The 24,264-nt window shown below is 58.6% G+C and carries 22 protein-coding genes; 1 reads left to right on the forward strand and 21 read right to left on the reverse strand.

Features of this window, described 5'->3' with window-relative positions:
- The first annotated feature begins 29 nt into the window (after nucleotides 1-29).
- Entirely contained in the window at nucleotides 30-2,243 is a 2,214-nt protein-coding gene (locus MKS85_RS16900; RefSeq protein ID WP_188251910.1) for an LTA synthase family protein, read from the forward strand.
- A gap of 71 nt (nucleotides 2,244-2,314) precedes the next feature.
- Here the strand turns inward: MKS85_RS16900 and nudK are convergent, their stop codons facing one another.
- The 21 genes from nudK to mnmG all read right to left on the reverse strand — a co-directional run bounded on the left by nudK (nucleotide 2,315) and on the right by mnmG (nucleotide 23,998).
- A complete protein-coding gene (gene nudK / locus MKS85_RS16905) occupies nucleotides 2,315-2,908 on the reverse strand; it encodes a GDP-mannose pyrophosphatase NudK (protein ID WP_188251911.1) in 594 nt (197 codons plus the stop codon).
- 95 nt (nucleotides 2,909-3,003) lie between these two features.
- A complete protein-coding gene (locus tag MKS85_RS16910) occupies nucleotides 3,004-4,431 on the reverse strand; it encodes an FAD-binding oxidoreductase (protein ID WP_139048713.1) in 1,428 nt (475 codons plus the stop codon).
- Nucleotides 4,432-4,552: 121 nt separating this feature from the next.
- Nucleotides 4,553-6,073 carry a tripartite tricarboxylate transporter permease gene (locus MKS85_RS16915; protein ID WP_047226654.1) on the reverse strand — a complete coding sequence of 507 codons (1,521 nt, stop codon included), beginning with the start codon at nucleotides 6,071-6,073 and terminating at the stop codon, nucleotides 4,553-4,555.
- Nucleotides 6,074-6,082: 9 nt separating this feature from the next.
- A complete protein-coding gene (locus MKS85_RS16920) occupies nucleotides 6,083-6,565 on the reverse strand; it encodes a tripartite tricarboxylate transporter TctB family protein (protein ID WP_107323169.1) in 483 nt (160 codons plus the stop codon).
- Between the two features lie 80 nt (nucleotides 6,566-6,645).
- Nucleotides 6,646-7,617, reverse strand: coding sequence for a tripartite tricarboxylate transporter substrate binding protein (locus MKS85_RS16925; protein ID WP_076383165.1), 972 nt, complete (start codon nucleotides 7,615-7,617; stop codon nucleotides 6,646-6,648).
- Nucleotides 7,618-8,188: 571 nt separating this feature from the next.
- The gene (gene glmS / locus MKS85_RS16930) at nucleotides 8,189-10,021 is read right to left on the reverse strand and encodes a glutamine--fructose-6-phosphate transaminase (isomerizing) (RefSeq protein ID WP_188251912.1); all 1,833 of its coding nucleotides are present in this window, start codon (nucleotides 10,019-10,021) and stop codon (nucleotides 8,189-8,191) included.
- A gap of 1 nt (nucleotide 10,022) precedes the next feature.
- Nucleotides 10,023-10,799, reverse strand: coding sequence for a DeoR/GlpR family DNA-binding transcription regulator (locus tag MKS85_RS16935; protein ID WP_047230092.1), 777 nt, complete (start codon nucleotides 10,797-10,799; stop codon nucleotides 10,023-10,025).
- Nucleotides 10,800-11,021: 222 nt separating this feature from the next.
- Complete coding sequence (gene glmU, locus MKS85_RS16940; RefSeq protein WP_188251913.1) at nucleotides 11,022-12,389, reverse strand: bifunctional UDP-N-acetylglucosamine diphosphorylase/glucosamine-1-phosphate N-acetyltransferase GlmU; 1,368 nt, start codon at nucleotides 12,387-12,389, stop codon at nucleotides 11,022-11,024.
- A gap of 115 nt (nucleotides 12,390-12,504) precedes the next feature.
- Nucleotides 12,505-12,930 carry a F0F1 ATP synthase subunit epsilon gene (locus MKS85_RS16945; RefSeq protein ID WP_047230094.1) on the reverse strand — a complete coding sequence of 142 codons (426 nt, stop codon included), beginning with the start codon at nucleotides 12,928-12,930 and terminating at the stop codon, nucleotides 12,505-12,507.
- Nucleotides 12,931-12,975: 45 nt separating this feature from the next.
- Complete coding sequence (gene atpD / locus MKS85_RS16950) at nucleotides 12,976-14,352, reverse strand: F0F1 ATP synthase subunit beta (RefSeq protein WP_047230095.1); 1,377 nt, start codon at nucleotides 14,350-14,352, stop codon at nucleotides 12,976-12,978.
- 27 nt (nucleotides 14,353-14,379) lie between these two features.
- Nucleotides 14,380-15,240, reverse strand: coding sequence for a F0F1 ATP synthase subunit gamma (gene atpG, locus MKS85_RS16955; protein ID WP_003207090.1), 861 nt, complete (start codon nucleotides 15,238-15,240; stop codon nucleotides 14,380-14,382).
- 50 nt (nucleotides 15,241-15,290) lie between these two features.
- Nucleotides 15,291-16,835, reverse strand: coding sequence for a F0F1 ATP synthase subunit alpha (gene atpA, locus MKS85_RS16960; RefSeq protein WP_025216279.1), 1,545 nt, complete (start codon nucleotides 16,833-16,835; stop codon nucleotides 15,291-15,293).
- 21 nt (nucleotides 16,836-16,856) lie between these two features.
- A complete protein-coding gene (locus MKS85_RS16965; RefSeq protein WP_047230096.1) occupies nucleotides 16,857-17,393 on the reverse strand; it encodes a F0F1 ATP synthase subunit delta in 537 nt (178 codons plus the stop codon).
- Nucleotides 17,394-17,405: 12 nt separating this feature from the next.
- Complete coding sequence (locus tag MKS85_RS16970) at nucleotides 17,406-17,876, reverse strand: F0F1 ATP synthase subunit B (RefSeq protein ID WP_047230097.1); 471 nt, start codon at nucleotides 17,874-17,876, stop codon at nucleotides 17,406-17,408.
- Nucleotides 17,877-17,934: 58 nt separating this feature from the next.
- Nucleotides 17,935-18,192 carry a F0F1 ATP synthase subunit C gene (atpE, locus tag MKS85_RS16975; RefSeq protein ID WP_003097235.1) on the reverse strand — a complete coding sequence of 86 codons (258 nt, stop codon included), beginning with the start codon at nucleotides 18,190-18,192 and terminating at the stop codon, nucleotides 17,935-17,937.
- Nucleotides 18,193-18,324: 132 nt separating this feature from the next.
- Nucleotides 18,325-19,194: a F0F1 ATP synthase subunit A gene (gene atpB, locus MKS85_RS16980; RefSeq protein ID WP_047230098.1), complete on the reverse strand. Its 870-nt coding sequence runs from the start codon at nucleotides 19,192-19,194 to the stop codon at nucleotides 18,325-18,327.
- Between the two features lie 16 nt (nucleotides 19,195-19,210).
- Nucleotides 19,211-19,618, reverse strand: coding sequence for a F0F1 ATP synthase subunit I (locus tag MKS85_RS16985; protein ID WP_047230099.1), 408 nt, complete (start codon nucleotides 19,616-19,618; stop codon nucleotides 19,211-19,213).
- Nucleotides 19,619-19,766: 148 nt separating this feature from the next.
- On the reverse strand, nucleotides 19,767-20,639 hold the full coding sequence (locus tag MKS85_RS16990) for a ParB/RepB/Spo0J family partition protein (protein WP_003207098.1): 873 nt from the start codon (nucleotides 20,637-20,639) through the stop codon (nucleotides 19,767-19,769).
- Between the two features lie 9 nt (nucleotides 20,640-20,648).
- On the reverse strand, nucleotides 20,649-21,446 hold the full coding sequence (locus MKS85_RS16995) for a ParA family protein (RefSeq protein WP_003187199.1): 798 nt from the start codon (nucleotides 21,444-21,446) through the stop codon (nucleotides 20,649-20,651).
- Between the two features lie 18 nt (nucleotides 21,447-21,464).
- Entirely contained in the window at nucleotides 21,465-22,100 is a 636-nt protein-coding gene (gene rsmG, locus MKS85_RS17000) for a 16S rRNA (guanine(527)-N(7))-methyltransferase RsmG (RefSeq protein WP_188251917.1), read from the reverse strand.
- 5 nt (nucleotides 22,101-22,105) lie between these two features.
- Nucleotides 22,106-23,998, reverse strand: a complete 1,893-nt coding sequence (gene mnmG / locus MKS85_RS17005; protein ID WP_188251914.1) for a tRNA uridine-5-carboxymethylaminomethyl(34) synthesis enzyme MnmG — start codon at nucleotides 23,996-23,998, stop codon at nucleotides 22,106-22,108.
- Nucleotides 23,999-24,264 lie beyond the last annotated feature (266 nt).

A 24,264-nucleotide genomic window follows, 5' to 3' on the forward strand; every position in this document is an offset into this window, starting at 1 on the left:
GACTGGCGTCCATCGGAAGGCCCCTTTTTGTGAATGTTTTTTACCGCGGCTTCACGCACCCCCTTGCCCCTCTCATCGCCCTGGCCGGATGTGTATTAATCATCCCCATGGGCCTGCGCCTCTCGCTGGGATGGTCCGATCCGCTGGGCTATCTGTCTGACCTGGGCATGGGCGGGTTGCTGGTCGTGCTGCTTTACCGTCGTCCCTGGTGGGTGGCATTACCCATTTTGCTGATCTGGAGCATGCTGACGCTGGCCAGCATCGAACTGGTCAGTGCTGTCGGGCGCATGCCCACCCCATCGGACCTGCATTACCTGACCGACCCGCAATTCGTCGAAAACTCCACCAGCGGCGGCTTCGCCCATCCCTGGCTGGCAGGGGTGCAACTGGTCGCGTTGATGGTCTGGCTGATCGTCCAATGGCCCCGCCGGTTGTATATGGCGCCTCGCTTGCCGCGCCACGCCTGGGCGCTGCCGGTAGTGCTTTTGCTGAGCCACAGTGTGGTGCAAACCTGGCGACCCAGTGAGGCAGACCAATGGAACCTGTTCAATCTTCCCCACCAACTCGTCACGGCAGCCGTTGCCGCCGGGCAGGATCGTACCCAGCTATGGCTTGAAGATGATGCAGTGGTTCAAACCCCGCCCATGGAGGGGCTTACCCGGCTCGATCTTGAAGGCCAGAAAATCCTGCCTGCACCGGGCCAGGCCCGCAACGTCCTGATCATCACCCTGGAAGGCGTTCCCGGCGCCTACGTGGGCGTCAACCGTCAGGCCCTGAAAAGCAGCTATCAGGAGGACCTGATGCCGCACCTCAGTGCCTGGGCCAAGCGCGGCATGAATACACCCGACTACGTCCTGCACAACCATCAGACCATTCGTGGTCTGTATTCGATGCTGTGTGGCGACTACGACAAATTCGACGACGGCACGCCCAAAGGCGTCGAGATGTTGAACCTGAGCCGGCGCAACCAGGCCTGCCTGCCGGCCCAGTTGCGCCGCAACGGGTTCTCCACGCACTTCCTGCAAGGTGCGGGCCTGCGGTTCATGGCCAAGGACCGGATCATGCCGCACATCGGCTTCGACACCACTCTGGGCATGGACTGGTTCACCAAACCTGCCTACCTGGAATTCCCTTGGGGCAAGGACGACAAGACATTCTTCGAGGGCGCGCTGGATTACGTCGGGCAACTGCAAAAGGCAAAGAAGCCCTGGATGCTTACGCTGCTGACGGTGGGCACGCACCAGCCCTACTCAGCGCCGGATGACTACCTGCAACGCTACGACACCACCAAGCAGGCGGCCGTCGGTTACCTGGATGACGCACTGGACAGCTTCATGTCGGGGCTGGAACGCCAAGGCGTGCTGAAAGACACCCTGGTGATCATCACCTCGGACGAATCCCACGGCATCGACGATGTACGCCTGGCGTCATCCTGGGGTTTCAACCTGACATTGGCGCCGGAGCCATTGCCCCGGGTCAAGTCGGGGGTCTACGGTCATGTGGACCTGAGCGCCTCGGTCCTCGATTACTTCGGTTTCAAAGTGCCCAAGTCATTGTCCGGTCGCTCGTTGTTCCGGGACTACGCAACGGGCCGGGAAATCATGTCGTTCACCAATGGCAAGCTGCGCTACCACGATGGCAAGAGCACTTTCACCGAATGCGATTTCCTGCAGCGCTGCCGCTATTACACCAGCGAAGGTTTCATCACGGAGCGCGCCACTTACGGCGGGCAATACAGCGGTCAACGGGCCAGGTTGATCAGCGCGCGGGCCACGGCCCTGGACCGCACCCTGCTCCATACACCGCTCAACCAGCATTATCAGTTTGGCAGCGCCGATCAAATCCCGCTTCCGGCCCAAATCACCAACGACTGGACCGACAACCTGATCGGTGCCCAATACCTGGAGATGCCCAAGGGCTCACAGACCCGCGTCAGCCTGACCATCCGCGCCCTGGGTCCGGACAATGCGGCCTATATTTCCCTCAAGGCCAAAGAGTTCGAGCAGGATGTAGCGATCGACCTGCCGACGGAAGTGGCGGTGACGCCCGAACAGCCGCTGGTGATGAACATCCGTTTCGATAACCCGCAACCCCGCAAGGCTTTCTCTTTCCATCTGCTGGGGCACGGGGTGGGCGCCATCGAAATCAGTGACTTCAGTGTCGTGACCGAACTGCCGGAGCAGACAGAACCCTCGGATTACCTGAACCTCGTCCAGGAAGACAGTGACGCCCAGTCCAGTTGAATGAAATCGCGCAGCCAATGACCAACGCTGCGCCTTACATCGTCCTGGGCTGAATTGATCAATGAAGCAGGCTAATCCAGCAACCGATGCAGCTTGGCGTACTGCAACAGCATGATGGTCTTGCCGTCGCAGATATCCCCGGTTTCGATCATGCCCAGCGCCTTGTCGAGAGACATCTCCAACACTTCGATCTCCTCGCCCTCGGCTTCCAGCCCGCCACCCTCATGCTGTTTATCTTCGTCAAAGTATTCGCCGACGAAAAAATGCAGGCGTTCTGTCACCGACCCCGGGCTCATGAATGCCTCGAACACCTTGCGTATATCCTGGACGATATAGCCGGTTTCCTCTTGGGTTTCCTTGCGGATGCAGGTGAGCGGGTCGTCGTTATCCAGCAGGCCGGCACAGGTTTCGATCAACAGACCATCGTGGTCATTGACGAAGGCCGGGAAGCGGAACTGTCGGGTCAGCACCACGGTTTGCTTGGCCTTGCTGTACAGCAGGATGGTCGCGCCGTTACCCCGATCGTAGGTCTCGCGGGCCAGTTCGCGCCACTGGCCATCGCGGCCGAGGTAGTCGTAGGTGGTTTTGCGCAGCACGTACCAGTTGTCCGAGAGCACTTCGACTTTCTTGATGCGCACGCGATCTTTGGTGTTTGCCTGTGTCATTCAGCCGTTCCATGTCCAGTGTCTGAAAGCGGCAGAGTGGCCCTAAAGGCCGACGGCCTGCCATGGTTGAGGCAGGCTAGCAGAGGCAGGATCGATCACTCCAGCCCGGTGGCAAACACCTTGCCGGGGTTCATCAACCCGGTCGGATCCAGCGTGTGCTTGATGGCACGCATCAACTCGATCTCCAGCGGATCCTTGAAATGGGCCGCCGCGTCCGGCTTGGCTTGCCCCAGGCCATGTTCGGCACTGATGCTGCCATTGAAAGCACTCGTCATCTGGTAGATGACCTGCATGATCGCTTGTTCCTGGGCCTTGAACGGGGCATCGGCATGCCCCAGCGGCTTGCTGATGTTGTAGTGCAGGTTGCCATCACCCATGTGACCGTAAGAAACAATGCGAACGCCGGGAAACGCCTGTTGCAAGGCGCTATCGGTACGCTCGATGAACGCCGGAATCTGGCTGACGGGCACGCTGATGTCATGCTTGAGGCTTGGACCTTCATGATTCTGCGCCTCGGAAATACCTTCGCGCAGAGCCCACAATGCCGCAGCCTGAGTCTGGTTGCTGGCGATCACGGCATCGATCACCCACCCGGTCTCAAATGCATGGCCCAGGCCACTTTCAAGCAACAGGTCCAAAGGTGCGTCGGGCACCGTGTCGCGCAATTCGATCAGGGCGTACCACGGGTGCGGCCCTTGCAAGGGGTCACTGCAACCGGCCACATGATCCAGGACGAACTCCAGGCTCTGGCGCGACATCATCTCAAAGCCCGTCAGACGGTCGGCGCACAGGCTGCGAACATGCCCGATCAGGTCCACCGCGGCCTGCGGCGTGGGCAGTGCGACCCAAGCGGTGGCCGTGCTATGGGTGGCCGGAAACAACTTGAGTACCGCCGCCGTGATAATCCCAAGCGTACCTTCCGAGCCAATGAATAGATGCTTGAGGTCGTAGCCGGTGTTGTCTTTGCGCAAACCTCGCAAGCCGTGCCAGACACGTCCATCCGGCAATACCACCTCAAGTCCCAGGGTCAGCTCGCGCATGTTGCCGTAACGCAGCACGGCCGTGCCGCCGGCATTGGTGGCCAGATTGCCGCCCACCGTGCAACTGCCTTCGGCCCCCAGTGACAGCGGGAACAAGCGACCGGCCTGGCTGGCGGCTTCTTGCAACTGCTGCAGAATCACCCCGGCCTCGACCGTTATGGTTTCATTGGCCAGGTCGATTTCGCGGATGCGCTTCATCCGGGTCAACGACAGCACCACCTGACGACCAGACGAATCCGGGATCGAGCCGCCACACAACCCGGTATTTCCGCCCTGCGGCACCAAGGCAACCCCGGCGTCATGGCAAAGCCGCACCACCGCCGCCACTTCTTCGGTTGTGGCCGGGCGCACCACCAGTGCGGCCCGGCCTTGGTAAGCGTTACGCCAGTCAGTCAGGTAGCTGTGCATAAGTTCAGGATCACGCACCAGCCCCGCCGCGCCGACCACTTGCTCGACGCTTTGGATCAACGTCTCCCAGGCCATCGGGTCGAGATCGGCCGAAGAGAGAGAATTGGGGTTTTGCATGACTGTCTCCGGCGTTTGAATTCGGCTGCTGCAGCGCACATCGTGCGTTGCAGCAGTGGAAGCGACCGATTGAGATGAACTAGCTGCGCATCAGCTCAATGGCGGCACTTTTCTTGTGACGGATCACCGTCACCAGGTGCCAGGAGACAGACGCCGCTGCGAGGGCCAGGAAGACCGCTGAGATCGGCGTGGTGAGGAAACCACTGAAGTTGCCATCCGAGAGCATCAGACCGCGCCGCAGGTTGGTTTCAGCCATAGGGCCGAGGATGAAGCCAATGATGAACGGCGCAATCGGCAGTCCACCTTTGACGAAGCCATAGCCCATCAGGCCGAACAGCAGCACCGCCCAGACGTCGAAGATGCGGCTGTTGAGGCCGAACGCACCGACTACGCAGAGCACCAGGATGATCGGTAACAGAATGTGCTTGGGCACCGCCAGCAACTTGATGAAGATGCGCAGTCCGTAGAACTCCAGCACCAACATCAGCAACGAAGCCAGAATCAGCGCGGCAAAGATGGTGTAGACCAGCGATCCCTGACTGATGAACAACAGCGGGCCAGGCTGGATGCCGTGAATCATGAAGCCGCCAAGCATCACCGCCGTGGTGGTGTCTCCGGGAATACCCAGGGTCAGCAGCGGGATCATCGCACCGCCAATACCGGCGTTGTTCGCGGTTTCGCTGGCAACCACGCCCTCGATGGAGCCTTTACCGAATTCTTCCGGGTGCTTTGAGCGCTTTTTTGCCGCGATGTAGGAAACAATGTTCGAGGTACCAGCGCCGATGCCCGGCAGGATCCCGATGCCCAGGCCGATGAACGCCGAGCGGGTCGCGTTCGGCAATTGGCTTATGAACTCCTTGATGGAAAAACCAAACCCTTTCACGCCCTTCATGCTGATGTTCTGTGGCTTGGCACGGTGGCTTGAGCGGGCGCTCTCGGCGAATTTCAGCACTTCGGAGACCGCAAACATGCCGATCATGACGGTCAGCATGGCGAAGCCACCGTTAAGACTCGGCAGGTCGAACGTGAAACGCCGAATGGCGTCGACCGGGGCGATCCCGACGGTTGAAAAGGCAAAGCCCAAGGCGCCGGCGAACAGCCCTTTGACCAGCGAACCGGTAGACAGTGTGGCAATCAGAGTCAGCGAAAAAACGGCAATGGAGAAATATTCATGGGGACCGAAACTCAGGGCCACGTCCGCCAGGATCGGGGCGATAAACATCAACGCCGCAATGCTGAAAATCGTGCCCAGGAACGAGAACACCACGCCAATGCCCAGGGCTTTGACGCCCAGGCCCTTTTTCATCATCGGCGAACCATCGAACGTCGTGGCGATGGAGGCCGGCGTGCCCGGTATGTTGAGCAATATCGCTGAAATCAGCCCCCCCGAGGTGGCGCCGACAAACAGAGCAACCAGCAGTGACAGACCCGTGGCCGGGCCCATCGAATAGGTCAGCGGCAAGCACAGGGCGATGGCCATGGTGGCCGAAAGGCCGGGCACCGCACCAAAGACGATCCCCACTGCAACGCCGAGGGTGATCAGGACAAATACGTAGGGCGAGAATACGGCACCGAAGCCTTGTTGCAGGAGCTCAATCATCACCGTCCCCTAGAAATCCAATAGACCGGTGGGCAGCATCAAATCGAAGCCCTCACGGAAGATCACAAAAATCAACGCTGCTGAAACGACCGCGATCACGGCATACAGCCCGTGCTTGACCTTCTGATCCGCGGGGGTCAACACGATGAATTGGGCGTAGAGGTAAAGCGTGGTCATGATCACGAAACCGACAACTTCCAGCAGCGCGGTGAAGAGCGTCACCAGGGCGATGGATTTGATAACCGTCGGGTAATCGATCGATTCAGCGGCTTCGGCCGGCTCGACAGGCTCGGCACGTTGCTGGGGCAGTTTTCTCCAGGCCAGCAACTGCAACACGCCCAACAGGCACAGCGCGCCGGAAAGAATCCAGGGCACAAAAGCGGCGTCGACAAAACCGCGACGCGGCAGATTCGCGGTCAACAACATGTACGCCACACCAGCACCGAGCATCGCCAGGCCGGCGAACAATTCATTTCTTTTGTAGGTATCCATACAGGATCCTCTTTCACTTGAAGGGCCGAGCAAAGGGGCGCTGGCCAATTCGGTAAGCGCCCCATCCTGTTTCCCAGGATTTACTTGGCTTTACGCATTTCGTCCTTGAACTGCATGAAGTCGTCACGGGTCTTGGTCAGCGTAGCAATGGCTTCTTCGGTGCCCTGGAAGCTGACAGGCTGCTTGAAGGACTTCTTGAGCTCTTCAGCGTATTCAGGTTCTTCGGTGATTTTCTTCATGGTGTCAGCCATTTTCTTGACGATGGCCGGGTCTGTGCCTTTCGGGAAAGCGACGATGTAAGGCTTGTCCAGGACCAGGTCCACGCCTTGCTCCTTGAACGTCTTGACGTCACCCAGCAGCGGGTTGCGCTCTGCGTTAGGCTGCCCCAGAGCGGTCATCTTGCCGCTGGCAATGTAGTCCTGAACCGAACCATAGCTGATAGCACCCAGGTCAATGCGCTTGCCCAGCAAGGCCACCACTTTTTCCGAAACGGTGCCGCTGTCGACCATCTTCAGTTTGACGCCGGCGAGCTTCTCGAACATCAAGCCTTGCAGGTGCGAGAAGTTACCCATCTCGGTGCCGTAGGTGATGGTGCCTGGCTTGGCCTTGGCCTGTGAAATCAACTGATCGAGGGTGTCGATGCCCGAGCTTTTGGCAGAGACGAACACAGCGCCTTTATCGACGCCCGCGATGCAGGAGACATCGAACGCATCGAAGCGATCTTCGGACAACCCTGCCACTTCGTTAACGATCATCTGACCGGTGTGGGTGAACAGAATGGTGTTGCCATCTGGCGCCGCGCTCTTGACCGCGTCGGCAGCGATGGTGCCGCCCCCGCCGGCCATGTTGGTGACGACCATGGACTTGCCGGTCAGCTTGGTGAAGTACTTGGCCATCATCCGTGCGTTGAAGTCGGTATCGCCGCCGGCGTTGGCAATGACCACCACCTGCACCGGACGTGTCGGCCAGTCGCTCGCATCAGCGGCAACGGCCGCTCCGGCGGTGAGGCTCAAGAAGGAAGCGACGAGAGAGGCGCATAGTGTTTTTCTCATTATTGTTCTCCAGAGATGCTGCCGTAGAAGGTGTTGGTAGGGAGTTGGGTATGGGTGTCGCGAGGATGAATCGGGCGTATTGCCAACCCGCGCGCAGTGGCAATGCCGTACTGGGGCGCAGCAGGAAGCGAACGATGCAAGGAATCTGGTTGAGTCGAACAAGTATGGCTGTCTGGAAAGCCATGGCCCGCTTGGCTGGGATGCATAAGCGAGAAGAGATGCGCCCTTCTACGGTTATGCAGAAAGGGCAGAGAGCGATGCTGATGAGCCGTAGGAGCGAATGGCATAGCAGGGCCTGCGTCGATTTTATTATTTTATGTCATACGTTGTCGTACGACTTGACCGATTATCGTCACCTAAAATAATTTTTGTCAACGCGGATATTTGTTGAATCGGTGAGAGCGGGAAGACGTGGCCTCATGTTTACGCTCATGAGGAGCAAGGCGGGGGTGACGATCAGACGAGCGGCGATCAGCGGTGCCGCTCAGGAGCCGGGGGGTGGAGGGCAGCAACCGGTGACGCCAGGGTGCAGAGGAGACGAAACCACCTCCGCGACCCCGGCTGCCCGGGCTTACTCCACTGTCACAGACTTGGCCAGGTTTCGTGGTTGGTCGACGTCAGTGCCCTTGAGTACGGCAACATAGTACGACAACAACTGCAGCGGGATCGTGTAGAGGATCGGCGACAGGATGTCGTGGATGTGCGGCATGTGCACCACGTGAGTACCTTCACCATTGGTCATGCCGGCCTTCTCATCAGCAAAGACAACCAGCTGGCCGCCACGGGCGCGCACTTCCTGCAGGTTGGACTTGAGCTTTTCCAGCAGCTCGTTGTTCGGCGCCACGGTGACCACGGGCATATCGTTGTCCACCAGGGCCAGCGGGCCGTGCTTGAGTTCACCGGCCGGATAGGCTTCAGCGTGGATATAGGAAATTTCCTTGAGCTTCAGGGCGCCTTCCATCGCCACCGGGAATTGCGCGCCACGTCCCAGGAACAGGGTGTGGTTCTTCTCGGCGAACAACTCGGCGATTTTTTCCACGGTGCTGTCCATCGCCAGGGCTTCGCCCAGACGGGTCGGCAGGCGGCGCAGTTCTTCCACCAATGTTGCCTCAACACCCTCGCCCAAGGTCCCGCGCACCTGTCCCAAGGACAGGGTCAGCAACAGCAGGCCCACCAGCTGCGTGGTGAACGCCTTGGTCGACGCCACACCGATTTCACGGCCAGCCTGGGTCAGCAGGGTCAGGTCGGATTCGCGCACCAACGAGCTGATGCCCACGTTGCAAATCGCCAGGCTGGCAAGGAAACCCATCTCCTTGGCGTTACGCAGGGCGGCCAAGGTGTCGGCGGTTTCACCGGACTGGGAAATGGTGACGAACAGGGTGTCGGGTTGCACCACCACTTTGCGGTAACGGAATTCGCTGGCGACTTCGACCTGGCACGGAATACCGGCCAACTCTTCCAACCAGTAACGAGCAACCATACCAGCGTGGTAGCTGGTGCCACAGGCAACGATCTGCACGTTGCGAACCTTGGCGAACAGCTCGGCGGCCTGTGGCCCGAACGCCTGGACCAGCACCTGACTCTGGCTCATGCGGCCTTCCAGGGTGCGTTGCACCACAGCCGGTTGTTCGTGGATCTCCTTGAGCATGAAGTGCCGGAACTCGCCCTTGTCGGCGGCTTCGGCGCCGTCACGGTATTGAACGGTCTCGCGCTCAACGGCTTTGCCGTCGATGTCCCAGATCTGCACGCTGTCGCGGCGAATTTCGGCGATATCGCCCTCTTCCAGGTACATGAAGCGGTCAGTGACCTGACGCAGCGCCAGCTGATCGGAAGCCAGGAAGTTTTCCCCAAGGCCCAGACCGATCACCAACGGGCTGCCGCTGCGGGCAGCAACCAGTCGATCCGGCTGCTCGGCACTGATCACCGCCAAGCCATAGGCGCCATGCAATTCCTTGACGGTGGCCTTGAGCGCCGCAGTCAAGTCCATCAGTTCCTTGAGCTTGTGATTGAGCAGGTGGGCAATGACTTCGGTGTCAGTGTCGGAGGTGAACACATAGCCGAGTGCCTTGAGTTGCTCACGTAGCGCTTCGTGATTCTCGATAATGCCGTTGTGCACAACCGCCAGGTTGTCGGAGAAATGCGGGTGGGCGTTACGCTCGCACGGCGCGCCGTGAGTGGCCCAGCGGGTGTGCGCGATGCCCAGGCGCCCCACCAGCGGCTCGGCGTCCAACGCTTGCTCCAGCTCACTGACCTTACCTGGGCGTCGCATGCGCTCAAGCTTCTCGTCGTTGGTAAACACCGCCACACCGGCGCTGTCATAACCACGGTATTCAAGGCGCTTGAGGCCTTCGAGCAAGATTGCAGTGATGTTGCGTTCAGCAACGGCGCCGACAATTCCACACATGCTATTTCTCCTGGCTGACAGACGCGCAGATCACATTGATCCCACGGGCCTGAATCTGATCGCGGGCCTCCACGGGCAGGCGATCATCGGTAATGAGGGTATGGACGCTGCTCCACGGCAGTTCCAGGTTGGGGATTTTTCGGCCGATCTTGTCGGCCTCCACCATCACGATCACTTCGCGGGCTACCTCAGCCATTACACGGCTCAGGCCCAGCAGTTCGTTAAAGGTGGTGGTGCCTCGGACCAGATCGATGCCGTCGGCGCCGATAAACAACTGGTCGAAATCGTAGGAGCGCAGGACCTGCTCCGCGACTTGGCCCTGGAACGACTCGGAATGAGGATCCCAGGTACCGCCGGTCATCAACAGCACCGGTTCATGCTCCAGCTCGCTCAGGGCACTGGCGACATGCAGGGAATTGGTCATCACCACCAACCCCGGCTGCAGTCCGAGCTGAGGAATCATTGCCGCGGTGGTGCTGCCGCTGTCGATGATAATCCGCGCATGTTCGCGGACCCGCTTCACCGCGGCCCGGGCAATGGCTTGTTTGTATTTGGAGACGGCTTGCCCGTTATCGGCCACCAGTTCCTGCGGCATGGGGACCGCACCACCGTAACGACGCAGCAGCAAACCATTGGTTTCCAACGCGGCGAGATCCTTGCGAATCGTAACTTCCGAGGTTTCGAAGCGCTTGGCCAACTCATCAACACTGACTTCGCCCTGCTCTTGAAGCAAGGCAAGGATGTTGTGGCGGCGCTGTGGTGTGTTGCGCTTGGACATAAGGATAAGTTTCGATTCGAAAGATAACGTAAGTAATCAAAACCTATTGGAAGCATGTCGTCAAGACAAGAGCAGAAAAATTCAGAAACTGGGTGAACATGAACGCCATCGCGAACAGGCTCGCTCCCACATTGATTGCAGCGTCCACGGGGCCCGTGTCAGCCGAGAATTCAGTGTGGGAGCGAGCCTGCTCGCGATGGCCGCGACCGGATTGTGGATAACTCAGGTTTTCTTGATTTTTACCGGACGCTTCCAGCCATCGATGTTGCGCTGCCGCGCACGGGCCACAGCCAGTTGAGACTTATCCACATCCTGATTGATGGTTGAACCTGCTGCGGTGTTTGATCCATCACCGATGGTCACCGGTGCAACCAGCGAATTATTGGAGCCGATGAACACGTCCTCACCAATAGTCGTCTGATACTTATTGGCGCCGTCGTAATTGCAGGTGATGGTACCGGCGCCAATGTTGGTGCGTGCACCGATTTCAGCGTCACCCAGATAGGTCAGGTGACCGGCCTTGGCGCCTTCGCCCATGTGGGCATTCTTGAGCTCGACGAAGTTACCCACATGGGCGCGGGCTTCCAGCACAGTACCCGGACGCAGGCGAGCAAATGGGCCCGCGTCGCTGCCTTCGCCCATGACGGCGCCATCGAGGTGACTGTTGGCTTTGATCACCACGCCTTTTCGCAGGGTGCTGTCCTTGATCACACAGTTCGGGCCGATAACCACGTCGTCTTCGATGATGACCTTGCCTTCAAGGATAACGTTGATGTCGATGACCACATCGCGGCCGACGCTGACTTCACCGCGCACATCGAAACGGGCCGGGTCGCGCAGGGTCACGCCCTGAGCCATCAGGCGGCGGGCGGCGCGCAATTGATAGTGACGCTCCAGTTCGGCCAGTTGCCGGCGATCGTTGGCGCCCTGCACTTCCATGGCATCCAGCGGCTGCTCAGTGGCGACCACCAGCCCGTCGTTGACAGCCATGGCAATCACATCGGTCAGGTAGTACTCGCCCTGGGCATTGTTGTTCGACAAACGACTCATCCAGTCGCCCAGGCGTTCAGCCGGTACGGCAAGAATGCCGGTGTTGCCTTCGGTGATCGCGCGCTGGGCTTCGTTGGCGTCCTTTTGCTCGACAATCGCTGTCACCTGGCCGTCGGCGTTGCGCACAATGCGGCCGTAACCAGTGGGGTCATCCAGCTCGACGGTCAGCAGGCCCAATTGCTGTGGAGCAGCATGCTTGAGCAGGCGCTGCAAGGTATCGACTTCGATCAGCGGCACGTCGCCGTAGAGAATCAGTACCGTATCGGCAGTAATAAATGGCACCGCCTGGGCCACCGCGTGGCCGGTCCCCAGTTGTTTATCCTGCAGGACAAAATTAAGGTCATCCGCCGCCAAACGCTCACGCACAGCATCCGCCCCGTGGCCGATCACCACGTGAATGCGCTGTGGATCAAGTTGCCGGGCGCTGTGGATAACATGACCGAGCATGGAGTTGCCGGCCACCGGGTGCAATACCTTGGGCAGCGCCGAACGCATGCGAGTGCCTTGACCCGCCGCGAGGATAACGATTTCGAGAGACATGACTGGCTACCAATCCTGGGTGGTCAGCGGCTGCGACCAGATGATGAGTGTCGGAAAAAGAAAAAAGGGTAGCCGAGGCTACCCTTTTTAATCAATCACACAGAAAGCAGACGGCTTAGCCGCCGAACTTCTTGCGGATCTGCTGGACGGTGCGCAGCTGGGCTGCGGCCTCGGCCAGACGTGCAGCAGCAGAGCCGTAATCGAACTCGGCGCCGCGCTCATGCAAGGCCTTCTCAGCAGCCTTGACGGCTTCCTGAGCGGAGGCTTCGTCCAGGTCGGCAGCACGTTGCACGGTGTCGGCAAGGACCTTGACCATGTTCGGCTGAACCTCGAGGAAACCACCGGAGATGTAATACACCTCGGATTCCCCGCCCTGCTTGATCAAGCGGATCGGACCTGGTTTCAGATTAGTGATCAGCGGTGCGTGACCCAGAGCGATACCAAGATCGCCCAGCTCACCATGCGCAACCACCATCTCGACCAGACCGGAGAAAATTTCCCCTTCCGCACTGACGATATCGCAATGGACTGTCATAGCCATCTGATTGCCTCAACCTAAATTAGCGCCCGTTGCCGGGCGCCGGGATTACAGTTTCTTGGCTTTCTCGATCGCTTCTTCGATGCCGCCGACCATGTAGAACGCTTGTTCTGGCAGGTGGTCGTAGTCACCGTTGAGGATGCCTTTGAAGCCAGCAATGGTGTCTTTCAGGGAAACGTATTTACCCGAGGCACCGGTGAAGACTTCAGCCACGAAGAACGGCTGCGACAAGAAGCGCTGGATCTTACGAGCGCGGGATACCAACTGCTTGTCGGTTTCCGACAGCTCGTCCATACCCAGGATCGCAATGATGTCCTTCAGCTCTTTGTAACGCTGCAGCACGTACTGAACGCCGCGAGCGGTGTCGTAGTGCTCCTGGCCGATCACGTTCGGGTCCAGCTGACGCGAAGTCGAGTCCAGTGGGTCTACCGCTGGGTAGATACCCAGGGAAGCGATGTCACGGGACAGAACGACGGTCGCGTCCAAGTGGGCGAAGGTGGTCGCTGGCGACGGGTCGGTCAAGTCGTCCGCCGGTACGTATACCGCCTGGATCGAGGTGATCGAACCTTCCTTGGTCGAAGTGATGCGCTCTTGCAGCACGCCCATCTCTTCAGCCAGGGTCGGCTGGTAACCTACTGCCGAAGGCATACGGCCCAGCAGTGCGGATACTTCAGTACCGGCCAGGGTGTAACGGTAGATGTTGTCGACGAACAACAGTACGTCGTTACCTTCGTCACGGAACTTCTCGGCCATGGTCAGGCCGGTCAGGGCTACGCGCAGACGGTTTCCCGGCGGCTCGTTCATCTGACCGTAAACCAGTGCCACTTTGTCCAGAACGTTGGAGTCCTTCATCTCGTGGTAGAAGTCGTTACCCTCACGAGTACGCTCACCCACACCGGCGAACACGGAATAACCGCTGTGCTCGATGGCGATGTTACGGATCAGTTCCATCATGTTTACGGTCTTGCCCACACCGGCACCACCGAACAGACCGACTTTACCGCCCTTGGCGAACGGGCAAACCAGGTCGATAACCTTGATGCCGGTTTCCAGCAGGTCGTTGCCGCCTGCCTGTTCAGCGAAGGATGGCGCAGGACGGTGAATGCCCCAGCGCTCTTCGGTGGCGATCGGACCTGCTTCGTCGATCGGGTTGCCCAGTACGTCCATGATCCGGCCCAGGGTCGCTTTACCGACCGGTACGGAGATGGCTGCGCCAGAGTCGACAACATCCAGACCGCGCTTCAAGCCTTCGGTGGAGCCCATCGCAATGGTACGTACCACGCCGTCGCCCAGCTGCTGCTGAACTTCCAGAGTGGTTTCCGCGCCTTGTACTTTCAGCGCGTTGTAGATGCTCGGTACGCTGTCGCGTGGAAATTCCACGTCGATAACGGCGCCGATGATTTGAACGATACGTCCGCTACTCATAGCTGGATCCTCTGAATATTTGAACCGTTAAACCGCGGCAGCGCCGCCGACGATTTCCGAGATCTCTTGGGTGATCGCAGCCTGACGCGCCTTGTTGTAGATCAGTTGCAAATCACTGATCAGATCACCGGCGTTGTCGGTAGCGTTCTTCATCGCGATCATCCGCGCCGCTTGTTCAGCTGCGTTGTTCTCGACCACCGCCTGGTAAACCTGCGATTCCACGTAGCGGACCATCAAGCCGTCAAGCAGCTCTTTGGCATCCGGTTCGTAGAGGTAGTCCCAGTGGTGCTTGAGTTCCTGTTCCGGGGTCGCCACCAGTGGAATCAACTGCTCCACGGTAGGCTGTTGCGTCATGGTGTTGATGAATTTGTTGGATACCACGGACAGGCGGTCAATACGGCCTTCCAGGTAAGCATCCAGCATCACCTTGACGCTGCCGATCAGATCATTGATCGACGGCTCTTCACCCAGGTGGCTGATAGCAGCGACGACGTTACCGCCGAAGTTGCGGAAAAAAGCCGCACCTTTGCTACCAATCACGCACAGATCGATCTCGACGCCTTGTTCACGGTTTACAGCCATGTCCTTGACCAGGGCCTTGAACAGGTTGGTGTTCAAGCCACCGCACAGACCACGGTCACTGCTCACCACAACGTAACCGACGCGCTTGATGGCGCGGTCGATCATGAACGGGTGGCGATATTCCGGGTTGGCGTTGGCCAGATGACCAATTACCTGGCGGATGCGCTCCGCATAGGGACGGCTAGCAGCCATGCGCATTTGTGCCTTGCGCATTTTGCTGACCGCCACTTTTTCCATGGCGCTGGTAATCTTTTGCGTGCTTTTGATGCTCGCAATCTTACTGCGAATCTCTTTTGCGCCTGCCATGTAACACCTATCAGGTTAGCAAGCGGGAGCCTTGCGACTCCCGCTGCGGCTTACCAGGTTTGGGTGGCCTTGAACTTCTCGATACCGGCTTTCATGCCAGCGTCGATTTCGTCATTGAAGTCACCCTTCACGTTGATCTTCGCCATCAAATCGGCGTGATCGCGGTTGAAGTAAGCAATCAGCGCTTGTTCAAAGCTGCCGACCTTGGCGATTTCGACGTCAGTCAGGAACCCACGTTCAGCGGCATACAGCGACAACGCCATGTCAGCGATCGACATCGGAGCGTATTGCTTCTGCTTCATCAGCTCGGTAACGCGCTGACCATGCTCAAGTTGCTTACGGGTCGCTTCGTCCAGGTCAGACGCGAATTGGGCGAATGCCGCCAGTTCACGGTACTGAGCCAGAGCGGTACGGATACCACCGGAGAGCTTCTTGATGATCTTGGTCTGAGCGGCACCACCCACACGGGATACCGAAACACCGGCGTTCACAGCAGGACGGATCCCGGAGTTGAACATGGCCGATTCCAGGAAGATCTGACCGTCGGTGATGGAAATCACGTTAGTCGGAACGAACGCGGAAACGTCGCCAGCCTGGGTTTCGATGATCGGCAGTGCGGTCAGGGAACCGGTTTTGCCGGTCACTGCGCCGTTGGTGAACTTCTCTACGTACTCTTCCGAAACGCGGGATGCGCGCTCCAGCAGACGGGAGTGGAGATAGAACACGTCGCCTGGGTAAGCTTCACGGCCTGGTGGACGGCGCAGCAGCAGGGAAATCTGGCGGTAAGCCACTGCCTGCTTGGACAGATCGTCATAAACGATCAGCGCGTCTTCACCGCGGTCGCGGAAGTATTCGCCCATGGTGCAACCGGAGTACGGTGCCAGGAACTGCAGCGCAGGAGATTCCGAAGCACTGGCAGCCACGATGATCGTGTTGGCCAGGGCGCCGTTTTCTTCCAGCTTGCGAACCACGTTGGCGATGGTCGATTGCTTCTGACCAATTGCCACGTAGACGCAGAAAATGCCGCTGTTCTTCTGGTTGATGATCGCGTCAATCGCCAGAGCGGTTTTACCGATCTGACGGTCACCGATGATCAGCTCACGCTGGCCACGGCCGACAGGGATCATGGCATCGACAGCCTTGTAGCCAGTCTGTACAGGCTGGTCTACCGACTTACGCCAGATCACGCCTGGAGCAACTTTCTCGACCGCATCGGTCTCGGTGTTGTTCAGCGGACCTTTGCCGTCAACTGGGTTACCCAGTGCGTCGACTACGCGACCCAGCAGTTCCTTACCAACCGGAACTTCGAGGATGCGGCCGGTGCACTTGGCGCTCATGCCTTCAGCCAGAGACGTGTACGCGCCCAATACCACGGCACCTACAGAGTCTTGCTCCAGGTTGAGGGCCATACCGTAGACGCCGCCCGGAAACTCGATCATCTCGCCGTACATGACGTCGGCCAGACCGTGAATCCGCACGATGCCGTCAGATACGCTGACGACAGTGCCTTCGTTACGGGCTTGGGAGGTCACATCGAGCTTGTCGATGCGGCCCTTGATAATTTCACTTATTTCGGAAGGATTGAGTTGCTGCATTGCTCTGCTGCCCCTTCAAACTCAAGATTTCAATGCTTCGGCAAGTTTCGCGATTTTGCCGCGAATCGAGCCATCGATAACCAGGTCACCGGCGCGGATAACGACACCACCAATCAAGGCAGGGTCTTCCGTAACGTCCAGACGCACTTCCCGGTTGAGTCGTGCACTGAGAACCTTGGCGAGTTTGTCTTGCTGTTCTTGGTTCAATGCAAAAGCACTGGTCACTTCCACGTCTACCGACTTCTCTTGCTCAGCCTTGTACAGGTCGAACAATGCGGCGATCTCCGGCAGAAGCGGGAGACGGTCGTTTTCGGCAACGACGTGAATGAAATTCTGTGCCTTGGCATCGAACTTGTCGCCGCACACGTCAATGAACGTGGCGGCCTTTTCTGCGCTCGTCAGTCGCGGGGCCTTGAGCACGCGCTGCATGGTGTCGTCTTGCGACACCGCTGCTGCCAGGCCGAGCATGGCTGACCAATTGGCCAGTTGCTGGTGGGCCTGAGCGTGCTCGAAGGCCGCCTTAGCGTAAGGTCGGGCCAACGTGGTCAGTTCTGCCATGATCGCCCTCGCTTAAATTTCAGCAGCCAGTTTGTTTACCAGCTCTGCGTGCGCGTTTTGATCGATTGTGGCACCCAGGATCTTCGAAGCACCGCCAACAGCCAGGGCACCCACTTGGGCACGCAGGGCGTCTTTGACACTGTTCAGTTCCTGTTCGATCTCGGCTTGAGCCTGAGCCTTCACACGGTCAGCTTCGACGCGAGCCTGTTCACGGGCTTCGTCGACAATCTGGGTACCGCGTTTCTTGGCTTGCTCGATGATTTCAGCTGCCTGAGCTTTCGCTTCGCGCAGTTGCTGACCCACTTTCTCATGGGCCAACTCCAGGTCGCGAGCTGCACGGCTGGCAGCGTCCAGACCATCCGCGATCTTCTTTTGACGTTCGTGCAATGCCGCAATGACCGGAGGCCATACGAACTTCATGCAGAACAGTACAAAAATCAGGAACGCAACGGACTGGCCAATCAGGGTCGCATTAATGTTCACGCCAACACCTCGCAGTTACGTTGTCCATCACACCAATCTACTCGAGACATCCGAGTAATTAGCCAGCGATTTGACCAACGAACGGGTTCGCAAAGGTGAAGAACAGAGCGATACCAACACCGATCATGGTCACGGCGTCGAGCAGACCAGCCACGATGAACATTTTAACTTGCAGCATTGGAACCATTTCTGGCTGACGCGCGGCGCCTTCCAGGAACTTGCCGCCCAGCAGGCCGAAACCAATTGCGGTACCCAGTGCGCCCAGGCCGATCAACAGTGCAACAGCGATAGCGGTTAGACCAACTACAGTTTCCATCTTTCCTCCCGACTTTTACGTCGTATGGTTTAGGTTTTTTAGATTAAAGCGGTAAAACAAATCGTTTCATCAAGCCCGTTCGGGCCCCTTCCCGTGTGACCGGGAAGGACATCAGACTAGTCGAGACTGGCCTTAATGGTTTTCTTCGTGCGCCATCGACAGGTAGACGATGGTCAGCATCATGAAGATGAACGCCTGCAGGGTGATGATCAGGATGTGGAACACAGCCCACGCCCACTGCAGAACTACACCCAGGCCGCTGAGCCAGAGCAGACCGCTGCCGAACATCACGGCGATCAGGATGAACACCAGCTCGCCGGCATACATGTTGCCGAACAGACGCAGGGCCAGGGAGATCGGTTTGGCGATCAGGGTCACGAACTCCAGAAGGAAGTTCACCGGGATCAGCAGGGCCTGAACGAGAATGTTCTTGCTGCCGAACGGGTGCAGGGTCAGTTCGCCGATGAAGCCGCCGATGCCCTTGACCTTGATGCTATAGAAAATGATCAGTGCGAAAACCGAGAACGCCATGCCCAGGGTCGCGTTCGGGTCGGTAGTCGACACGGCGCGGAACGGGATGTGCGAATCGCCGGAGATCAGGATGGCCAGCTGAGGAATCCAGTCGACCGGTACCAGGTCGATGGCGTTCATCAGGAACACCCAGACGAAGATGGTCAGTGCCAGCGGTGCGATCACCGGGCTACGGCCATGGAAGCTGTCTTTCACGCTGCCATCGACGAATTCGACCAATACTTCAACGAAGTTCTGCAGTGCACCAGGCTGACCGGAAGTCGCCTTCTTCGCCGCCATGCGGAAAAGAAGCACGAAGATCAGACCCAGTGCGACCGACCAGCCGAGCGTATCGACGTGGAAGGCCCAGAAGCCCATTTCCTTGGCTTCTGCTGCGGTGTGAGCAAAGCCCCAGCCGCCATTGGGTAGCTGCCCGAAGGTCAGGTTCTGCAAGTGGTGCTGGATATAGCCCGAAGCGGTTGTCTCTGCCATGGTTGCCTCAAACGCCCTAAGGTCTCGAAAGTCTTGTTCTCATTAGCAGGGGAGCGAACCAGCTAACCAGTTGGGTCAGCACGAAGACGCTGAATACAGCCAGCGGCGCCAGTGGCTTCACACCTGCGAACGTCAATGCAAACAGCACTGCCGTCAAAATCAGTTTCCCCGCCTCACCGGCATAAAAAGACCGGACGATGGCTTGGGCTGCTCGGGCGCCGGAAAACCGAAATGCCCTGTGAGCGAAATAAATATTGGGAAGCAAGGCTATCAGGCCTCCGCAAAGCCCTGAGTATCCGGCGACGACTCCCTTCCATTGCCAGAGCGCCAAAGCAGCGATCAGTACAACGACGAATTGGGTCATCAACACCGGGAAAACAGCCAGACGATGGAACGGCAAGCGGTTTGGCGTGCGTGTTTCCATCGCTTTTGCTCTCCAATGATCGGCCGCCATAATTCAATAACTTGGCATAATTTGTGCCGACAAAATGCGCGCAGAGTATAGGGGCGGTTCTGCCCCTATTCAACTGCCAGGTAGTGATTTCCGACTGCGCGCTACAAGAGCAATTGTTTCAGCGAATGTGCGCAAGGACACCTTGCAGCTCATCGAGGGAGTTATAACCGATCACCAATTGCCCTTTGCCCTTCTTGCCGTGGCGAATCTGCACCGCAGAGCCTAGGCGCTCGGCCAGGCGCTGTTCCAGGCGTGCGATATCCGGATCGGTTTTCGGTGCTTCGACAGGTGCCGGTTTACCACTGAGCCACTGACGAACCAGTGCCTCGGTTTGGCGCACAGTCAGGCCTCGTGCGACAACATGTCGCGCCCCTTCAACCTGTTGATTTTCCGGCAAACCGAGCAACGCCCGGGCATGCCCCATTTCCAGATCACCATGGGACAGCATGGTCTTGATGACTTCCGGCAACGCAATCAGGCGCAACAGGTTGGCCACGGTCACGCGGGACTTGCCCACCGCTTCGGCGACCTGCTGTTGAGTCAACTGGAACTCCTGCTGCAAACGCTGCAGGGCCACAGCCTCTTCGATCGGGTTGAGGTCTTCGCGCTGGATATTCTCGATCAGCGCCATGGCGATGGCGGTTTCATCCGGTACATCGCGGACCATCGCCGGAATGGTTTCCTGACCCGCCTGCTGGCTGGCACGCCAGCGGCGTTCGCCGGCGATGATCTCGAAGCGCCCGTTGGCGATCGGCCGAACCACGATCGGCTGCATCACGCCCTGGCTCTTGATCGACTGGGCCAGCTCTTCCAGTGCCTGCGGATCCATGTCCCGACGCGGCTGATACTTGCCGCGCTGGATCAGGTCCAGGGGCAAGTGTTGCAGCTCGCGCTGATCGACTTGTACGGCCTGCTCTTCCAGCGAACTGACAGTGGGGCCACTGAGCAGTGCATCCAGTCCACGTCCGAGACCTCGTTTCTTGACGGCCATGGGGTTTCCTTAAGTTGGCTGGGCAGCAGCGGTGCGTGGGTTTCGGCGCTGGCGGCGAACCATCTCGCCCGCCAGGGCAAGGTAGGCCAGCGCGCCTCGGGATTGTTTGTCGTAGGCCAGGGCCGGCATGCCGTAGCTCGGCGCTTCGGCCAAACGGATGTTACGCGGAATGACCGTATCGTAGAGCTGCTCGCCGAAGTGTTCCTTGAGCTGGGCCGATACGTCGTTCATCAGGCTCAGGCGCGGGTCATACATGGTCCGCAGCAGGCCCTCGACTTTCAGCTCCGGGTTCAGCAGTTCGGCAATGCGCTTGATGTTATCCACAAGGTCGCTCAACCCTTCGAGGGCGAAGTACTCGCACTGCATGGGGATAATCACCCCATCAGCGGCCACCAGGGCGTTGAGAGTCAGCATCGAAAGCGACGGTGGGCAGTCGATCAGGATGTAATCGTAATTTTCCCGAATCGGCGCCAAGGCGCTGCGCAGGCGGCTTTCCTTCATCTGCATTTCCAGCAGAACCACTTCGGCCGCCGTCAGGTCACGGTTGGCCGGCAGCAGTTGATAACCGCCGTGTTCGGAGAAATGCATGGCCTGGCCCAGATCGCATTCGCCGATCAGGACATCGTAAATGGAGTTTTCCAGGCCATGTTTATCCACACCGCTACCCATGGTGGCGTTGCCCTGTGGATCGAGATCGATCAGCAACACCCGGCGCTTGGTCGCGACCAGGGATGCTGCGAGGTTGATGCAGGTGGTGGTTTTACCCACACCACCCTTCTGGTTCGCTATCGCGAATACCTTAGCCATTGTTGCTTGTATTCCCAATCATGCCGTGCGGCGCAGTATCAGCAGATGGCGTTGGCCTTGGCAACCGGGTACGGCCAGGGCGTGTTCGCTATCGAGGTGGAAGTCTGCCGGCAATGCTACCAGCTCATCGGCCGGATGAACGCCCTTCATTGCCAGCCAGCGCGTATCGGCATCGCCCAGGTGGCGAGTCCAGTTGCTGAAGTTTTCCATGCTGCTGAACGCCCGGGAGATGATCCCGTTGAAAGGCTGGACAGGCTGGAACGCTTCGACGCGGCTGTGGATAACTTGCAGGTTATCCAGTTTGAGTTCGAGTTTGACCTGGGTCAGGAAGCGGGTTTTCTTGCCGTTGCTGTCCAGGCAGGTCACTTGCGAGCCAGGAAACAGGATCGCCAGCGGGATACCCGGCATGCCCCCGCCACTGCCGACATCGAGCCAGCGGCCGTCTTCGATGAAGGACATGACGCTGAGGCTGTCGAGCAGATGCCGCGAGACCATTTCATCCGGATCGCGCACCGCAGTCAGGTTGTAGGCCTTGTTCCATTTGATCAACAGGGCCAGATAGCCCAGCAACTGCGCGTGCTGGGCTTCGGTCAGGCTGACGCCGAGCTGACGGGCACCTGTGGATAACTCTTCGGCGTGTTGCGAGGTGACCATCGAACTCAAGCGCTTTGCTCCAACTGACGGCCCGCGCCGCGTTTTTTCAAATGAATCATCAACAGGGAAATGGCCGCCGGGGTCACACCGGGAATGCGCGAAGCCTGGCCCAGGGTCTCGGGACGAGTTGCACCGAGCTTGCTCTGGATTTCCTTCGACAACCCGGAAATGCCGGTGTAATCGATATCCACAGGCAGTTTGGTGTCTTCACTGGCGCGCAGACGGGCGATCTCGTCTTGCTGACGGTCGATGTAACCGGCGTATTTGGTCTTGATCTCGACCTGCTCGGCCACCTGCGGATCTTCCGCACCCTGACCGGTCACTTCCACCAGCCCGGCATAATCGATTTCCGGGCGGCTCAACAAGTTGAGCAAGTTGTATTCGTGGGTCAGCGGTGTGCCGAATTTGGTCGCGATGGCATCGCCCTGCTCGGTACCAGGACGAACCCAAGTGCTTTTCAGGCGCTGTTCTTCCAGCTCGATACTCTCGCGTTTCTTGCAGAACGCGGCCCAGCGAACGTCATCGACCAGCCCCAGCTCGCGACCTTTCTCGGTCAGGCGCAGGTCAGCGTTGTCTTCACGCAGGATCAGACGATATTCGGCACGGGAGGTGAACATCCGATACGGTTCCTGGGTACCCAGCGTAATCAAATCATCCACAAGCACACCGATATACGCCTCATCGCGGCGCGGGCACCAGGCGTCTTTGCCCTGGGCGCGCAGCGCTGCGTTGGCACCAGCCAGCAGGCCTTGGGCACCGGCCTCTTCGTAACCGGTGGTGCCGTTGATTTGTCCGGCAAAGAACAGGCCGCCGATGACTTTGGTTTCCAGGCTGTACTTCAGGTCCCGCGGGTCGAAGTAATCGTATTCGATGGCATAGCCCGGACGAACGATGTGGGCGTTTTCCATGCCGCGAATCGATTGGACGATCTGCAGTTGCACGTCGAACGGCAGGGAAGTGGAAATCCCGTTCGGGTACAGCTCGTGCGTCGTCAGGCCTTCGGGTTCGATGAAGACCTGATGGCTTTCCTTGTCGGCAAACCGATGGATCTTGTCTTCGATCGATGGGCAATAACGCGGGCCGATACCTTCGATCACGCCGGAATACATGGGCGAGCGATCCAGGTTGGCGGCAATGATTTCGTGAGTGCGGGCATTGGTATGGGTGATCCAGCAGCTCACCTGTTTCGGGTGCTGCGCTTTGGAGCCCATGAACGACATGACCGGAATCGGCGTATCGCCCGGCTGCTCGGTCATCACCGAGAAATCCACAGAGCGGCCATCGATGCGCGGTGGCGTACCGGTTTTCAGGCGACCGACACGCAACGGCAACTCACGCAGGCGCTGGGCCAGTGCGATTGAGGGTGGATCACCTGCGCGACCGCCGGAATAGTTCTGCATGCCGATGTGGATAAGTCCACCGAGGAAGGTCCCGGTGGTCAGCACCACGGAATCAGCGAAGAAGCGCAGGCCCATCTGGGTCACAACACCACGCGCCTGGTCCTGCTCGACGATCAGGTCATCGGCTGCCTGTTGAAATATCCACAGGTTCGGCTGGTTTTCCAGGATTTCGCGGACAGCGGCCTTGTACAGGACACGGTCGGCCTGGGCACGAGTAGCCCGCACGGCCGGGCCTTTACGGCTGTTCAATACACGAAACTGAATGCCACCTTTATCCGTGGCCATGGCCATCGCGCCACCGAGGGCATCGATTTCCTTGACCAGATGGCTTTTGCCAATCCCACCAATGGCGGGGTTACAGCTCATGGCGCCGAGGGTTTCCACGTTATGCGTCAGCAACAGGGTTTTAGCCCCCATGCGTGCTGATGCAAGTGCTGCCTCGGTACCGGCATGACCGCCGCCGATGACGATCACTTCAAAACGGGAAGGGAAATCCACCACGCACCTCGTGCCTGCTTAATTCAGGTAATTCGGAAAATAGGTTTGAGCCTGGCTTTGGGCGTTTTTCGAGCCAGGTCGGCAAGTATAGGGACTTCCCCTTTCCTAAAGAACCCTTTGCACAAAATTTAACCAGCTGTGGAGAAGTCGAGGTAAAAGAAATTAAAAAGAAAGAAATTTATAAAACCTTTGTTTTTATGTTTATTCTTACTGAGCCTCACTTCTGTGGATAAAGCTCTGAAGGCCTTTATATTCAATATGTACAG

The sequence above is a fragment of the Pseudomonas sp. JL2 genome, from assembly GCF_031570495.1.
In the GTDB taxonomy this organism is placed as follows: Bacteria; Pseudomonadota; Gammaproteobacteria; order Pseudomonadales; family Pseudomonadaceae; genus Aquipseudomonas; species Aquipseudomonas rhizophila.

Bases quoted from the DNA above. Each gene is read 5' to 3' on its own strand.
- MKS85_RS16910 (WP_139048713.1), bottom strand. From the start codon at position 4,431: ATGGCCTGGGAGACGTTGATCCAAAGCGTCGAGCAAGTGGTCGGCGCG.
- MKS85_RS16985 (WP_047230099.1), bottom strand. From the start codon at position 19,618: ATGGAAACACGCACGCCAAACCGCTTGCCGTTCCATCGTCTGGCTGTT.
- MKS85_RS16965 (WP_047230096.1), bottom strand. From the start codon at position 17,393: ATGGCAGAACTGACCACGTTGGCCCGACCTTACGCTAAGGCGGCCTTC.
- glmU (WP_188251913.1), bottom strand. From the start codon at position 12,389: ATGTCTCTCGAAATCGTTATCCTCGCGGCGGGTCAAGGCACTCGCATG.
- atpD (WP_047230095.1), bottom strand. From the start codon at position 14,352: ATGAGTAGCGGACGTATCGTTCAAATCATCGGCGCCGTTATCGACGTG.
- MKS85_RS16915 (WP_047226654.1), bottom strand. From the start codon at position 6,073: ATGATTGAGCTCCTGCAACAAGGCTTCGGTGCCGTATTCTCGCCCTAC.
- atpE (WP_003097235.1), bottom strand. From the start codon at position 18,192: ATGGAAACTGTAGTTGGTCTAACCGCTATCGCTGTTGCACTGTTGATC.
- MKS85_RS16990 (WP_003207098.1), bottom strand. From the start codon at position 20,639: ATGGCCGTCAAGAAACGAGGTCTCGGACGTGGACTGGATGCACTGCTC.
- nudK (WP_188251911.1), bottom strand. From the start codon at position 2,908: ATGACACAGGCAAACACCAAAGATCGCGTGCGCATCAAGAAAGTCGAA.
- atpG (WP_003207090.1), bottom strand. From the start codon at position 15,240: ATGGCAGGCGCAAAAGAGATTCGCAGTAAGATTGCGAGCATCAAAAGC.
- rsmG (WP_188251917.1), bottom strand. From the start codon at position 22,100: ATGGTCACCTCGCAACACGCCGAAGAGTTATCCACAGGTGCCCGTCAG.
- atpA (WP_025216279.1), bottom strand. From the start codon at position 16,835: ATGCAGCAACTCAATCCTTCCGAAATAAGTGAAATTATCAAGGGCCGC.
- MKS85_RS16945 (WP_047230094.1), bottom strand. From the start codon at position 12,930: ATGGCTATGACAGTCCATTGCGATATCGTCAGTGCGGAAGGGGAAATT.
- MKS85_RS16920 (WP_107323169.1), bottom strand. From the start codon at position 6,565: ATGGATACCTACAAAAGAAATGAATTGTTCGCCGGCCTGGCGATGCTC.
- MKS85_RS16935 (WP_047230092.1), bottom strand. From the start codon at position 10,799: ATGTCCAAGCGCAACACACCACAGCGCCGCCACAACATCCTTGCCTTG.
- MKS85_RS16995 (WP_003187199.1), bottom strand. From the start codon at position 21,446: ATGGCTAAGGTATTCGCGATAGCGAACCAGAAGGGTGGTGTGGGTAAA.
- atpB (WP_047230098.1), bottom strand. From the start codon at position 19,194: ATGGCAGAGACAACCGCTTCGGGCTATATCCAGCACCACTTGCAGAAC.
- glmS (WP_188251912.1), bottom strand. From the start codon at position 10,021: ATGTGTGGAATTGTCGGCGCCGTTGCTGAACGCAACATCACTGCAATC.
- MKS85_RS16925 (WP_076383165.1), bottom strand. From the start codon at position 7,617: ATGAGAAAAACACTATGCGCCTCTCTCGTCGCTTCCTTCTTGAGCCTC.